The sequence below is a fragment of the Rhodococcus sp. NS-SX18 genome, assembly GCF_057367935.1.
Genome location: NZ_CM170633.1, coordinates 881,350 through 894,280, shown reverse-complemented (window position 1 = coordinate 894,280; position 12,931 = coordinate 881,350). Strand labels below are relative to the sequence as shown.

Genomic DNA, 12,931 nt, shown 5'->3' with positions numbered 1-12,931 from the left:
GACTGTCAACAGTGTGCACCGAGTGTGACCCCCACCACCAGTCCATGTCAACCGTCAATGTTCGACCGTTGACTGTTGACAGTCAATCGTTCTACCGTGGTCTGCATCACCTCGTTCCTTCGAAGGAGTCCTCGTGGTCCACGACCGGCTCGGCTGTTCATCGATCAGCTTCCGCCACCTCGCCCTGAGCGAGGCCCTCTCGACCATCTCCGGCCTCGGGTTCGCCGAGATCGATCTCGGCGCCCTACCCGGAGTGTGCGACCACGTTCCCTTCGGCCTCGACGCCCCCGGCGTCGAGCAGGTGATCGAGGAAGTGGCCGCATCCGGACTGCGCGTGCGCAGCGTCAACGGCGACATCGGCGACCTCAACCTGCCACCGACTCCCGCCCAGCGCGACGAGCGGAAACGCCATCTCGATCAGTTGCTCGCCCTCGCTGCCGGCGTCGAGGCGCGGGCGCTGGTCCTGCCGTGCGGAGCCCTCGACCACACCCCGGTCCGATCACTCGACGAGGATCTCGATGTCGTTGCCGCCCAACTGGAGTGGGCAGCCGAGACCGCCCGGGTCTTCGGGGTGGCCCTGTGGACGGAGTCGTTGCACGTGCACCGCCTGTGCTGCGATATCGCCCGTGCCACGCAGCTGACCGCCAGACTCTCGCCCGAGATCGGGATTGTGATGGATTTCAGTCACATCGTCGCCTCCGGCGGCGACCCGGTCGACTTCGTCCACCTGTTCGGCCGGCGCATCTCCCACGTACATCTGCGCGATGCCGTCCCCGGGAACATCAATCTCAGCCTCGGAAACGGTGCCGCCGACTTCGCCGCCGGCATCGAGGCCCTTGCCGACTTCGGTTACGCCGGCCACTTCAGCCTCGAACTCGAAACCCGCGACGTCACCCACGATCGACGCCCGGACAGCACCGCCCGGGCCGCCCGCTTCATTTCCCCGCTCATCCCCTGACCCAGCCATCGAAGGAGAACCATGTCTTCCACCCAGCGCACCGCCGTCGTCACCGGCGCCACCTCCGAGCGCGGTATCGGCCTCGCCACCGCCCGCCGCTACGCCGAGGACGGCTGGGCCGTCGTCGTTCTCGATCTGAACGGCGAGAAGTCCGCCAAGGTCGCAGCGGAGATCGGCAGCGAATACTCCGTTCCGGCGTTCGGCCACGAGATCGACGTCGCAGACGAATCGTCCGTCCGGCGCGCGCACGACGCCGTCGCCGCCGAAGTGGCCGCCGGCACCCTCCCGCCCGTCGGGGCCCTGGCCAACATCGCCGGAATCACCTCGCCGGTGCCGTTCCTCGACACCACCCTCGAACTGTGGAACAAGGTCATGGCCGTCAATGCCACCGGCACCTACCTGGTCACCCGCGCCTTCCTCCCGGCGATGATCGACAACGGCTGGGGCCGGATCGTGAACATGTCCTCCGTTTCCGCGCAGCGCGGCGGCGGTGTCTTCGGCAAGGTCCCCTACTCGTCTGCCAAGGCGGCCGTCCTCGGCTTCACCAAGTCCCTCGCCCGCGAGCTCGGTGACACCGGGGTGACCGTCAATGCCGTCACCCCCGGAGCAGTCGACACCGGAATCCGCGTCGGCAGCACCCCCGAACAGGAAGCCGCCATCTGCCGCGACATCCCGCTCGGGCGCACCGCCACCACCCGCGAGGTGGCCTCGGTCATCACGTTCCTCTCCTCCGAGGACGCCGCCTACCTGACCGGCACCACCGTCGACATCAACGGCGGCAGCCACATGCACTGATCACGCCAGGCCACTCGCAGCGGGGCACTGCACTCCGATACCCCGCCTCCTTGTCACCCGAGCGACGAAGAGCCATGAACGCACCTTTTCACTTCACGTCCATTCTCCGACTCGGTCGGGTGCAACCCGATGGGAGTGGCAGTCACGCGCCGATTGCCGTCTCGTCGACCCGTCCGTCTTCTATCCGCCCGATCACGAAACACGCGGGGTTCGGCTGCGGCGCGAACGGATTGCAAGACAGATCTGCACAACCTGCCCCGTCCGGATCCCATGCCTGAATTTCGCACTCGACACCGATGAAGGACATGGGATCTGGGGCGGGACCTCCGAAGCAGAACGCCGCAAGCACGCAGTCCGGGACGGTTCCGACAGCGGTCGATCCGACCTCCGCCGACACACCGAGCTCACCCGAGACGATCCCGGCGTCGGCACCCGCGAATCTAGGGGGCCGGAGCGGCAGTCTTCGCACGGGACCGCGGCTTCCTGGCGGACTTCTCCGTCACGATCCCCGGCAGCAGGAAATTGGTGAGCATCCGCCGGTTCTCCGGGTCGCCTTCGGAGCTGAAGTCCATCCGCCCCACGAGGATGAGCTGCACCAGTGCGATCCACTGGCAGATCTCCTCGTCGGTGAGGCCGTTGCGGATTTCACCCCGTTCGCGGGCCTCTTCGAGCAATGGAGCCCACATTTCCTGTGTGAGCCTGGCCGCCAGGCCGCTGCTTCCGACCAGCGCTGTCGCCAGGTCCATGTGCTCGGGACTGACGATCAGCCGGATGATCGGATCGTGGCGACCACGATCGACGAGGAAGATCAAGCCGTCGACGATCTGCTCCGCAAAAGTCTCCCGCTCACGCAGGAAGTCTCGGGCTTTGTCGAACAGTCGGCGTGACCGCACTTCGATCAGCGCCGTGATCAGGGTGTCACGGTCCCCGAAGTAGCGGTACACCGTCGGCCGCGAAACACCGGCCTCTTTGGCGATGTCGTCCATCGTCGTCTTCGTCAGCCCGTACCGCTGGAACATCGATTCGGCAGCCTTCAAGATCTGGCCGCGCGCCACCTCGGCGTCGTCGCTGAGGACATTCACCCGCCGTCGCGCCATTCGTCACTCCTGAAGTCGCCCTCGCCGTATCCGTACGGGCAATGATACAAGTGCTGACCTTTGTCAAATACTCGACCCGTCAGGACGGCAAGGACGATCGACCACGACTTCCGGGTTACTCGAACAGGTCCGGTAGCCCGTCCGACACGCGATCCGAAAACTCCGGTGCACGTTTTTCGAGGAAGGCAGCGACCCCTTCGCGCACGTCATCGGAGACGCCCCGCACGTAGATGCCGGCGGACTCGGCGCGGTGCGCGACTTCGGGGCTGGAGGCTCCGAGCATCTGCCACATCAGCTGCCGTGTCAGTGCTGCGGAGACAGGGGCCGTGCCGGATACGAGTTCCCGAGCAATCTCGATGGCCCGAGCCGACACCTGATCGGCCGGCACGAGTTCACGTACCAATCCGCGTTCGAGAGCTTCTTTGGCCGGCACCATCTTTCCCCCGACCGCCCATTCGACGGCGGTGGAGATTCCGACCGCCCGCGGGAGGAACCACGTCGAGCATGCCTCCGGCACCAAGCCGCGGCGAGTGAACACGAATCCGAACTTGGCCGTGTCCGAGGCGATGCGGATATCGGCCGGAAGTGTCATCGTGACACCGACGCCTGCTGCGGGGCCGTTGATTGCTGCGATCACCGGCTTCAGGGAACGGTAGATCCGCAGCGTTACCTGTCCCCCCGTGTCGGCGGGGGCTCCGCCGGTCGCCGGGTCCTCGCCGAGGACGAACGTGTCGCCGCCTGCGGCGAGATCAGCCCCCGCGCAGAACGCCCGGCCGGTTCCGGTGAGCACGACCGCGCGCACCTCGTCGTCGGTGTCGGTCTCGTCGAAGATCTCGATGAGCCGGTAGCACATCGCGTCGGTGAACGCGTTGAGCCGATCGGGACGGTTCAAGCGTACGACGGCGATTTCTCCGTGCCGCTCGAGGACTATCGAGTCATCGGTTCCGGTCCGAGCCACGGGGGCTCCTCTCTGCGCGACGGGTGTGTCAGCGCACCTTGTCGAATCGTTCGGAGACGTCGCGGTACTCGGACCGGATCGCCGTCTTCGACAGCTTGCCACTGGGAAGTCGAGGGAGCGGCTCGTCGCGGATCACGACATAACGGGGCACTTTGTAGTCGGCCATGAGACGGTCGCAGTGCTCGACGATGCTCGCCTCGTCCACGCCGTCCTTCACAGTGACGATCGCCGCGGGCGTCTCGCCGAAACGCTCGTCGGACGCGGCGATGACGGCAACCTCCTCGACACCCGGGATCTCGCTGATGACCCGCTCGATCTCGACAGGCGAGACGTTGATGCCGCCGGTGATGATGAGATCCTTCAGACGATCGACGAACTTGACGCGTCCGTCGATGTCGAGGGTGCCCAGATCCCCGCTGTGCAGCCAGCCGTCGCGCAGGGCGGACGCCGTGGACTCAGGATCGTTCCAGTAGCCCGGGGACACGCCGGGCCCCCTCAGCAGGATCTCCCCCTCTTCGCCGGGAGCGGCATCGGTGCCGTCCTCGCGCACCACCTTCAGCTCGGTGAAGATCGATCCCGAACCGCAGGTGTCGGGGTGGTCGAAGGCCTCGGAGACCAGTGTTGCCGTTGCCACACCGCCCGCCTCGGTCATGCCGTAGATCTGACGCAGCGCAACGCCCTTGTCGGCCCACCTCTTCAACAGGGCCGGCGCAACGGCCGCGCCGCCGACGATGGCGGTGCGCAGCGACGACAGGTCGACCTTCTCGAATTCGGGCGACCGCGAGATCGCCTCGAAGATCAGCGGAACCCCGAACAATGCCTGCACCTTGTGCTCGCCGAGCAGTGCCGCGGCACGACCGGGATCGAGTTCCTTCTCGATGACGAGGGTGCCACCGAGCACCGTGGACATGATCAGTCCCCACACGAGGCCGGGGGTGAACACGAGCGGCAACACCAGCAGCGACGTGGAACCCGGGCGGAAGCCTTCCTCGGTGAGGGAGGCCTCGAACACGATGTTGAGCAGGGTCCGGTTGGTGCAGATGACGCCCTTCGACAGCCCCGTGGATCCACTGGTGAACAGAAGTGCCGTGGGCTCGTCGGGCGCGACGTCGACACGGAAGTCGTCGTGCTCCCCTTCGCGCAGCGCCGCGAGGTCGGTGAATGCGATCGTGTCGAAGGAATCCCCGAGGTCCCGCGCCTCGGCGACCGTCGCGGTGAACTGCTCCGGCGCGAGGACCAGGACGGCATCGGCGTCATCGACGACCTTGCGGAGTTCCGCGGGCTTGAACCGGGGGTTCAAGGGGACGAGCACCGCACCGGCCTTGAGCACGCCGAGTGCCACGACAGGCCACATCAACGAATTCGGGCCGAGCACTCCGACGCGCTCGCCCGGCTTGATGCCCCGGCCGACGAGCGCACGAGCGACGCGGCCGGACCAGTCCTGGAGTTCACGGTAGGTCAGAGCCTCACCGGCGACGATGATCGCGTTCTGTTCCCCCTTGGTCTTCGCCCACCAATACAGGGCCGAGCCGACGGTGGCAGCCATGTGTCCCTTGCCTTCCTTGACCGAGAGAATGCGAATCCGTTTCCGCAAGAATTTTCGGCGCGAGAGGAGCGCGGGTCCTCATATCGCGTACGACTCAGGCTATAGCCTCATCGATGAGACGTCAAACAAATTCTGTCAACTGCTAAGCGCGGCTCGCCGCAGCGGTGAACCCGGCGATCAGCGCGGTCACCCCGCCGATCGCGAATGCGGCCACGAACGCGCGCTCGGAGGGAAGGTCGGTACCCGCGATCGTGATCGTCGCGAAGAGCATCCCCACCAGCGCGCTGGCCAGTGAACTGCCGAATGTCCGTGCAATTGCGTTGATACCGTTGGCCACACCGGTGTCGTGCGGAGCCACATGCTCGACGAGCATGGCCGGCAGGGCACCGTAGGCAACGCTGACGAAAATGTTGAGGACCGCCACCGCAAGGATCACCTGCCACGGGTGGTCGTGGGCGAACCCGACGAACGCGAATCCACACACGCCGACAGCGCACGCCGCCATCAGCACCCGGTCGGCGCTGAACTTCCGCACCAGGAGCCCGCTCACGCCGGCTGCGGTGATGCCGACGACCTGCCCTGGTAACAGGTACAGCAGGCTCGTCTCGAGCACCGACGCACCGAACCCGTACCCCGCTTGCTCGGGAGCAACCTGCACGAACATTGCTATGGCCAGAAACTGTACGAACATCGCGATTCCCACGAGGAACGCGGCGAGGTGCGCCGGCGCCACCGCACGTGCGGTCAAGAGGGCTGGGGTCACCATCGGCGCATCGAACCGCCGCTCGTGCCGATACCAGACGGCCAGCACGAGCGCACCAGCGACGACACACCCGATCGTCGGCGCGGACACCCAGCCCCACGTCCCGCCCTGCGCGAGGGCCAGCAGCAACGCGGACAGGCCGACCGCAAGCCCGACCACACCCCAGAAATCGGCTCCGGAGCCGGTTCCGGAACCGGGTGAATCGGGAACGACGAACCACGCAAGTGCAGTGGCGATCACCGCGAGCACAACCAGCAGCCAGAACACGCGACGATAGTCGTCGCCGTCGCGATACAGCAGGCCGGCGGCGATCATCCCCGCGCCCCCACCGACGCTCATGGTTCCCGACATGATGCCGAGCGCCGCCGTGAGCCGATACGGCCCGAGAGCACTGCGCAGCACAGCGACGCCGATCGGGAACAGCGCGAACGACGTCCCCTGCAGTGCTCGCCCGGCGATGAGCACCGGAAGCGAGTCCCACGCGACACACAGCAACGAACCGACAAGCACCACGCCCAGGATGCAGAGCAGCACTCTTCGGGGCCCGCGGCGGTCGGCGAGCCTGCCCAGCAGCGGCGTACAGACCGTCGCGGTCAGGAGATTCGCGGTGACGATCCATCCCACCGCATTCGGACTCACGCCGAGCTGCGTCGCGATGTCGGGCATCAACGGCACGACGGCGGTCTGCATGACCGCGGTGATCATCACGACGAAGCAGAGCGCCGGAATGAGCACCCCAGGCGGGACGGCGTTGGTGCGCCCATGTTTTCGCGCTGGGGACAGACGTAGGGTCACCACAGACCGGACCTACAGATCCAGGGCGAGCTTGGGGGTACAGCTGCGGGACACGCAGATCATCATGCAGTCGTTCGCCGCCTGCTCGTCCTCGGTGAGGACCGAGTCGCGATGATCCGGAACACCCTCCAGGACAGCGGCTTCACATGTACCGCACGTTCCCTCGCGGCACGAGAACGGCGCATCGACTCCCGAGCGGAGCACCGCGTCGAGCAATGTGTCGCCCGCGGCGACAGTGATCGTCGTGCCCGATTTCCGGAGCTCCACCTCGAAGGCCTCGTCGACGGCGTCGGACGGCCGTTCCTTCGCGGCGAACCGTTCGACATGCAAGGTGACGTCGGGGCGGTTGCGGCACGCGGTCTCGATGGCTCGGAGCAGGGGTTCCGGTCCACAGCAGTAGACGCCGGTGCCGTCCTCGAGAGAGTCGAGCGCTGCCGCCAAGTCGAGCAGCCCGCATTCGTCCTGGGGGCGTAGCTCGACCCGGCCGGGATACCGGGCAGCGAGTTCGTCCGCGAAAGCCATACTCGCGCTGGTACGTCCGCCGTACAGGAGCTTCCAGTCGGCGCCTGCTGCGTCGGCTGCCCGCACCATCGGAAGTAGCGGCGTGATGCCGATGCCTCCCGCGACGAACAGATACGACTGCGCGGGCTCGAGGCTGAAGTTGTTGCGCGGGCCGGCGATGCTGACGAGGTCACCGACCTGTAGCGAGTCGTGGACCCACCGCGAGCCTCCACGTCCGTCCTCCTCACGGAGGACCGCGACGGTCAGGCAGGTTCCGTCATCCGGATCCCCGCACAGCGAGTACTGCCGGACCGTCGACTCGTCGATGACGATGTCGATGTGCGATCCGGGTTCCCACGCCGGGACGGTCCCCCCGTCGGGATCGGCGAACCGCACTGCCACGACGCCGTCTGCAAGTGCGTCCTTGCCGATCACCCGCATCTTGCTGTGCTCCACCTCGGTGCTTGCGGCCATCAGCGTTTCCGTTCCCCTGGACATCACCTACGCTCTAATCTTAAGTAATTAGATTTAAGGGACGCAAGGCCCACAGACGGCCTCACGACACGCAGCACCGGGAGCAGCCACATGACCTCGACAGACACCGCACATGCCACCGGCTCGATCCTCGACCTCTTCCGGCTCGACGGGTCGGTCGCCGTCGTCACGGGTGCCGGCAGCGGCCTCGGAGCAGGGTTCGCGCGCGCCCTTGCCGAGGCCGGCGCGGACGTGGTGATCGCCGCGCGCCGTCGCGAGAGACTGGAAGCCGTCGCCCCCACGATCGAGGCCGCCGGCCGCCGTTGCCTCATCGTCCCCACCGATGTCACCGACCCCGAACAGTGCGACGCCCTCGCCCGGGCCACCATCGCCGAGTTCGGTCGGCTCGACATCCTGATCAACAATGCCGGCGTCACCCATTCCGCACCCGCCACGCGTGAGCGACCCGAGGATTTTCGTTCCGTACTGGACGTCAATCTGCTCGGGGCGTACTGGACGGCGCAGGCATGCGGACGCGTGATGAAGCCCGGATCGAGCATCGTCAACATCGCGAGCATGCTCGGGCTGGTCAAGTCGGTTCTCCCCCAAGCCGCCTACGCCGCAAGCAAGGCCGGTCTCGTCGGCCTCACCCGCGATCTGTCCCATCAGTGGTCGCGCCGAAAAGGAATCCGCGTGAACGCCGTCGCGCCCGGCTTCGTCGAGACCGACCTGATCTCCGAGATGTCGGCAGATACGCTCGAGGAGTTCCTGCGCGGCTGCTCGCTCGGTCGCACCGCCACGCAGCGCGAGATCGACGGCGCGGTCGTGTTCCTCGCCAGCGCTGCATCCGGCTACATCACCGGTTCGACGCTCGCCGTCGACGGTGGGACTTCCGGCCACTGAATCCGACGGCAGAGGACGACACGATGACGATCTCGAGCACCGTGACCACATTTCGCGGCGACGGCGTCTCCCTGGTCGCCGATGTCTGGGAGCCCACATCCGAACGGAAAGGCACCGTCCTGCTGTTGCACGGCGGCGGGCAGACGAGGCACTCGTGGCAACGCACCGGAATCCGCCTCTCGGAACACGGGTGGCGCTCCTACGCGATCGACGCGCGCGGGCACGGCCACAGCGACTGGGCCGACGACGGCGACTACAGCTCCGACGCACACGCGCGTGACATCTGCGCGATCGTCGCCGACCTCGGTGAGCCTCCGGTGCTCGTGGGAGCGTCGATGGGGGGTATGGCCTCACTCGTCGCCGAAGGCGACAATCCGGGGCTCTCCCGGGCGCTGGTGCTGGTCGATATCACCCCGAAGGCCGAGCCCGAGGGATTGGCCAAGATCACCGGATTCATGCGCGCGGGGCTCGCCGGCTTCGACAGTCTGCACGACGCGCTCGACGCCGTGATCGCGTACAACCCGCACCGGAGCCGCGCGCCACGGGTGGAAGGATTGCGCAAGAACATGCGCGAACGAGACGGCCGCTGGTATTGGCATTGGGACCCGCGGATGCTGTCGCACCGGACGAACCTTCCGGATGCTGCCGCAGAACGCGAGGAGCGTGCCCGGGCCGCAGCACGCGCCGTCGGGGTTCCGACCCTGCTGATTCGTGGTGCCCAGTCCGACGTCGTCAGCATCGACGGTGCCCGCGAACTCCTGGACCTGATTCCCGGGGCACGGCACATCGACGTGGGTGGTGCCGGACACATGGTGAGCGGCGACGACAACGACGTGTTGAGCCGCGGCTTGGTCGAATTCCTCGACGAGTCCGTCCTCTCTGCGTAACCATGGGTGAAACCGGAACAGATAGCATCGATACGTCACCCTCCGGGTAAACCGCCCGGTGGACCGCACGAAACCGAAAGTAGATGATGGCCCGACCGTCGAAGCCTCTCATCAGTCGCGCGGCCGCGGTGGCGGCCTCCATCGAGATCATCGACTCCGAGGGTCTCGATGCCTTCAGCCTGCCGCGGCTGGCGAAGCACCTCGGGGTGCGGGCGCCCTCCCTGTACTACCACTTCGCCGACAAGACGGAGATCCTTCAAGCTGTCGCGCGGCAGATCGCCGGCGCGGGTACCCTGCCACGCCGCAAGCCCGGCCCGGACTGGCCCGAGTACTTCGTGACGCTGAGCATGAATCTCCGTCAGTCCATCCTCAAGCACCGCAATGCCGCGCCGATCCTGCTCCAGTACCTTCCGCGAGACCTGCTGATCGGCACCTACGAGGACACTGCCCGATTCCTGGAGGAGTCCGGCGTGCCGGCCCGCCTGCACGTCCAGATTCTCGACGGTATGGAGCGTTTGACCCTGGGCGCAGTGCTCACCGAGGCGATGCGCAAGCCGAGCACGAAGAACACCATCTTCCCGAACGTCGACCCTCATTCGCAGCCGCTACTGGCGCGGGCTCTCGCCGAGAACCGGATGACCTCCCGGCAGTTGTTCGAGGAGATGATCCGCAGCTTCCTCCACGGCGTGGTGCGTAACGCCGAGGTAGAGGTCGCAGACAAGAGCGAACTGAGCGTGTCGGCGCACTGACCCTGCACGGCGGTCGCACGACCACCCACGACGACGGTGCCCCGCGGATCGAATCCGCGGGGCACCGTCGTCCTTGCTCCTACTGTGCCGGAGCAGGCAAGTGGACGGTCTTGATCTCGAAGAACTCCTCGAGGCCTTCGATGCCGCCTTCACGACCCATGCCGGACTGCTTGTAGCCGCCGAACGGCAGGGTGAAGTCCATCGTCGCGGTATTCACGCTGATGGTTCCGGTACGGATGCGCCGCGCAACCTCGAAGCCGTGGTCGATGTCCTCGGTGTACACCGCCCCCGACAGCCCGTACATCGAATTGTTGGCGATCGCGATGGCGTCCTCTTCGTCTTCGTAGGTGATCACCGAGATGACCGGTCCGAAAACCTCTTCCTGGGCGATCCGGGAGTCGGGGTCGACGTTGTCGAGCAGTGTCGGGGCGACGAAGAAGCCGCTGTCGAATCCTTCCGGGCGACCACCGCCGAGCACGACCTTCGCGCCGTCCTCCTTCGCGATGTCGATGTAGCCCAGGACGCGGTCCTGTTGACGCTTCGACGCGAGCGGGCCGAGGAAATTGGTCGGCTCCCACGGGTTGCCGATCGGCAGCGCGCCGTACGCGGCCTTCAGGGCCTCGAGCACCTCGTCGTGACGCTGGCGGGAGACGAGCACGCGCGAGAGGGCGATGCACGCCTGACCGGATTGCATGCAGCCCCCCATGGGGAGCGTCTGCACCACGTGGTCGATGTCGGCGTCGTCGAGGATGATCGCCGCGGACTTGCCGCCGAGTTCGAGCGAGACACGCGCGATGCGCTCGCCGGCCAGCGACATGATGCGCCGGCCCGCCGCGGTGCTGCCGGTGAAGGTGATGTGGTCGACGTCGGGGTTGGTCACGAGCGTCTCCGACACCTCGCGGTCGGCGCACAGCACGCTGACCACGCCCTCGGGAATGCGGCCCTCCGCGACCAACTCGGCGATGATGTCCGCGAACACCGACGGCGAGAGCGGTGCCTCCGGCGCGGTCTTGAGCACGACCGAGCAACCCGCGGCCAGCGCCGGGGCGAGCTTGAACGCGATCGTGCCGACCGGGCCGTTCCAGGGGATGATCGCGGCAACGACGCCCGTCGGTTCCTTCACGATGCGCGAGATACCGCCCGCTGCGCGCGGGCGCTCCTCGGTGGTCTCGAACGTGCGGGCCACCGCGGCGACCGCACGGAACAACCCGCCGACCATCTCCTGGGTCGGCCGGCTGACACTCACAGGCACGCCGACCTCGACGACCCCGATCGGGGTGAGCTCGTTCACCCGCCGTTCGAGGCGGTCGGCGATGGCGTCGACGACATCGGCGCGCTCTGCCATGGTGCGCGACGCCCACTCACCCTTGTCGAACGATTCACGCGCTGCAGCAACCGCTTTGGCGACGTCCTCGGCCGTGGCAGTGCGCACCCGCGCGACCTTCTCCTCGGTGAACGAGTCGACGACGTCGACCCATTCGCCGCCGGTCGAATCGACCCAGCGGCCGCCGATGAAAACCTGTTCGCGGTCGGCAATCGACGGGGCGGTACCCGTCGAGGCTTCGGTGGTGGTCATATGTGCAAGCTCCTTCGCTTCAGCGGATGTTGTAGCCGGCGTCGACCGGGAACGTGACACCGGTGACGTAACGAGCCTCGTCGGAGGCGAGGTAGACGATCGCGTTGCTGATGTCGACGGCCTCGATCAGTTCGACCGGCATCGGGTTCTTGTACGACTCGTCGGCGGCAACCTCGGGATGGGAGTTGACGAACTCGCCGTACTCCGCGTTCGCCACCATCGGCGTGTTCACGCCGGTCGGATGCACCGTGTTCACCCGAATGCTGTGCGGGGCGAGCTGTTTCGCGTAGATCCGCATGAGACCGACGACACCGTGCTTCGCGGCGCTGTACCCGACCTGACCGGGGAAGGTGTTCAGCCCGATACTCGTCAGGCCGGCCGCAGAACTTGTGATGATGATCGACCCGCCCTCCCCCCGTTCGACGAGGTGCGGCACCGTCACCTCGAGCACGTGCCATACACCGGTGAGCATGGTGTCGATCGCGTCGTGCCATGCTCGGCGCTGTTCCCCGGGGCCGATCACCGGCATGATGCCGGCGTTCGGCAGCACGATGTCGACCTTCCCGAACTGTGCGATGCCCGCATCGTAGGCCCGCTGGACATCCTCGATGTTGCGGACGTCGCCGATCGACGTGACGATCGAGCCTCCGGCCTCCTTGACCTGCCGCTCGGTCTCGGCGAGGTCGTCGCTGGTCGCCATCGGATAGAAGACCGTGGGGATCTGCCCGCAGATGTCCATCGCGACGACGGAGGCCCCCTCTTCGGCGAGCCGGACGGCGTGCGAGCGTCCCTGGCCTCGCGCCGCACCGGTGATGAAAGCGACCTTGCCTTCGAGTCGACCCATGAGTGTTCTCCTCGGATTGCACGCCCCGACTACGGGCGGGCAAGCGCCCGTGCGTGGGAACGTAGTGAAGTTGGGACCTCTACCT

Annotated in this window: 13 protein-coding genes; 6 read left to right on the top strand and 7 right to left on the bottom strand. The window is 66.6% G+C overall.

The features are described from left to right. Positions 1–133: 133 nt before the first annotated feature. The 3 genes from AC2IPW_RS04130 to AC2IPW_RS04120 are packed head-to-tail and all read left to right on the top strand — an operon-like array spanning position 134 to position 2,282. Positions 134–958, top strand: coding sequence for a sugar phosphate isomerase/epimerase family protein (locus AC2IPW_RS04130; protein WP_371384405.1), 825 nt, complete (start codon positions 134–136; stop codon positions 956–958). 21 nt (positions 959–979) lie between these two features. After that, positions 980–1,753 (top strand): SDR family NAD(P)-dependent oxidoreductase, encoded by a 774-nt coding sequence (locus AC2IPW_RS04125; protein ID WP_371384404.1) that lies wholly within the window; start codon positions 980–982, stop codon positions 1,751–1,753. A gap of 37 nt (positions 1,754–1,790) precedes the next feature. Beyond that, complete coding sequence (locus AC2IPW_RS04120; RefSeq protein WP_486376968.1) at positions 1,791–2,282, top strand: WhiB family transcriptional regulator; 492 nt, start codon at positions 1,791–1,793, stop codon at positions 2,280–2,282. Here the strand turns inward: AC2IPW_RS04120 and AC2IPW_RS04115 are convergent. The 5 genes from AC2IPW_RS04115 to AC2IPW_RS04095 form a co-directional block, all read right to left on the bottom strand. Next, positions 2,194–2,850, bottom strand: a complete 657-nt coding sequence (locus AC2IPW_RS04115) for a TetR/AcrR family transcriptional regulator (RefSeq protein WP_371384402.1) — start codon at positions 2,848–2,850, stop codon at positions 2,194–2,196. The genes AC2IPW_RS04120 and AC2IPW_RS04115 overlap by 89 nt on opposite strands. A gap of 115 nt (positions 2,851–2,965) precedes the next feature. Continuing rightward, on the bottom strand, positions 2,966–3,808 hold the full coding sequence (locus AC2IPW_RS04110) for an enoyl-CoA hydratase-related protein (RefSeq protein WP_486376353.1): 843 nt from the start codon (positions 3,806–3,808) through the stop codon (positions 2,966–2,968). Between the two features lie 28 nt (positions 3,809–3,836). Then, positions 3,837–5,354: a class I adenylate-forming enzyme family protein gene (locus AC2IPW_RS04105; RefSeq protein WP_416062721.1), complete on the bottom strand. Its 1,518-nt coding sequence runs from the start codon at positions 5,352–5,354 to the stop codon at positions 3,837–3,839. Between the two features lie 142 nt (positions 5,355–5,496). Further along, positions 5,497–6,852: an MFS transporter gene (locus tag AC2IPW_RS04100; RefSeq protein WP_486376967.1), complete on the bottom strand. Its 1,356-nt coding sequence runs from the start codon at positions 6,850–6,852 to the stop codon at positions 5,497–5,499. Positions 6,853–6,924: 72 nt separating this feature from the next. Next, complete coding sequence (locus AC2IPW_RS04095) at positions 6,925–7,887, bottom strand: PDR/VanB family oxidoreductase (RefSeq protein WP_486376352.1); 963 nt, start codon at positions 7,885–7,887, stop codon at positions 6,925–6,927. A gap of 111 nt (positions 7,888–7,998) precedes the next feature. Between AC2IPW_RS04095 and AC2IPW_RS04090 the strand changes: the two genes are divergently transcribed. The 3 genes from AC2IPW_RS04090 (at position 7,999) to AC2IPW_RS04080 (ending at position 10,426) form a co-directional block, all read left to right on the top strand. Further along, positions 7,999–8,790 carry an SDR family NAD(P)-dependent oxidoreductase gene (locus AC2IPW_RS04090; protein WP_416062719.1) on the top strand — a complete coding sequence of 264 codons (792 nt, stop codon included), beginning with the start codon at positions 7,999–8,001 and terminating at the stop codon, positions 8,788–8,790. Between the two features lie 23 nt (positions 8,791–8,813). After that, the gene (locus AC2IPW_RS04085) at positions 8,814–9,677 is read left to right on the top strand and encodes an alpha/beta fold hydrolase (protein WP_054373093.1); all 864 of its coding nucleotides are present in this window, start codon (positions 8,814–8,816) and stop codon (positions 9,675–9,677) included. Between the two features lie 86 nt (positions 9,678–9,763). Next, positions 9,764–10,426 (top strand): TetR family transcriptional regulator, encoded by a 663-nt coding sequence (locus AC2IPW_RS04080; RefSeq protein ID WP_054373124.1) that lies wholly within the window; start codon positions 9,764–9,766, stop codon positions 10,424–10,426. Between the two features lie 79 nt (positions 10,427–10,505). Here AC2IPW_RS04080 and AC2IPW_RS04075 read toward each other — a convergent pair whose 3' ends face one another. Further along, positions 10,506–12,002, bottom strand: a complete 1,497-nt coding sequence (locus AC2IPW_RS04075) for an aldehyde dehydrogenase (RefSeq protein WP_416062717.1) — start codon at positions 12,000–12,002, stop codon at positions 10,506–10,508. A gap of 19 nt (positions 12,003–12,021) precedes the next feature. Further along, a complete protein-coding gene (locus AC2IPW_RS04070) occupies positions 12,022–12,846 on the bottom strand; it encodes a mycofactocin-coupled SDR family oxidoreductase (protein ID WP_416062716.1) in 825 nt (274 codons plus the stop codon). Between the last annotated feature and the right edge of the window lie 85 nt (positions 12,847–12,931).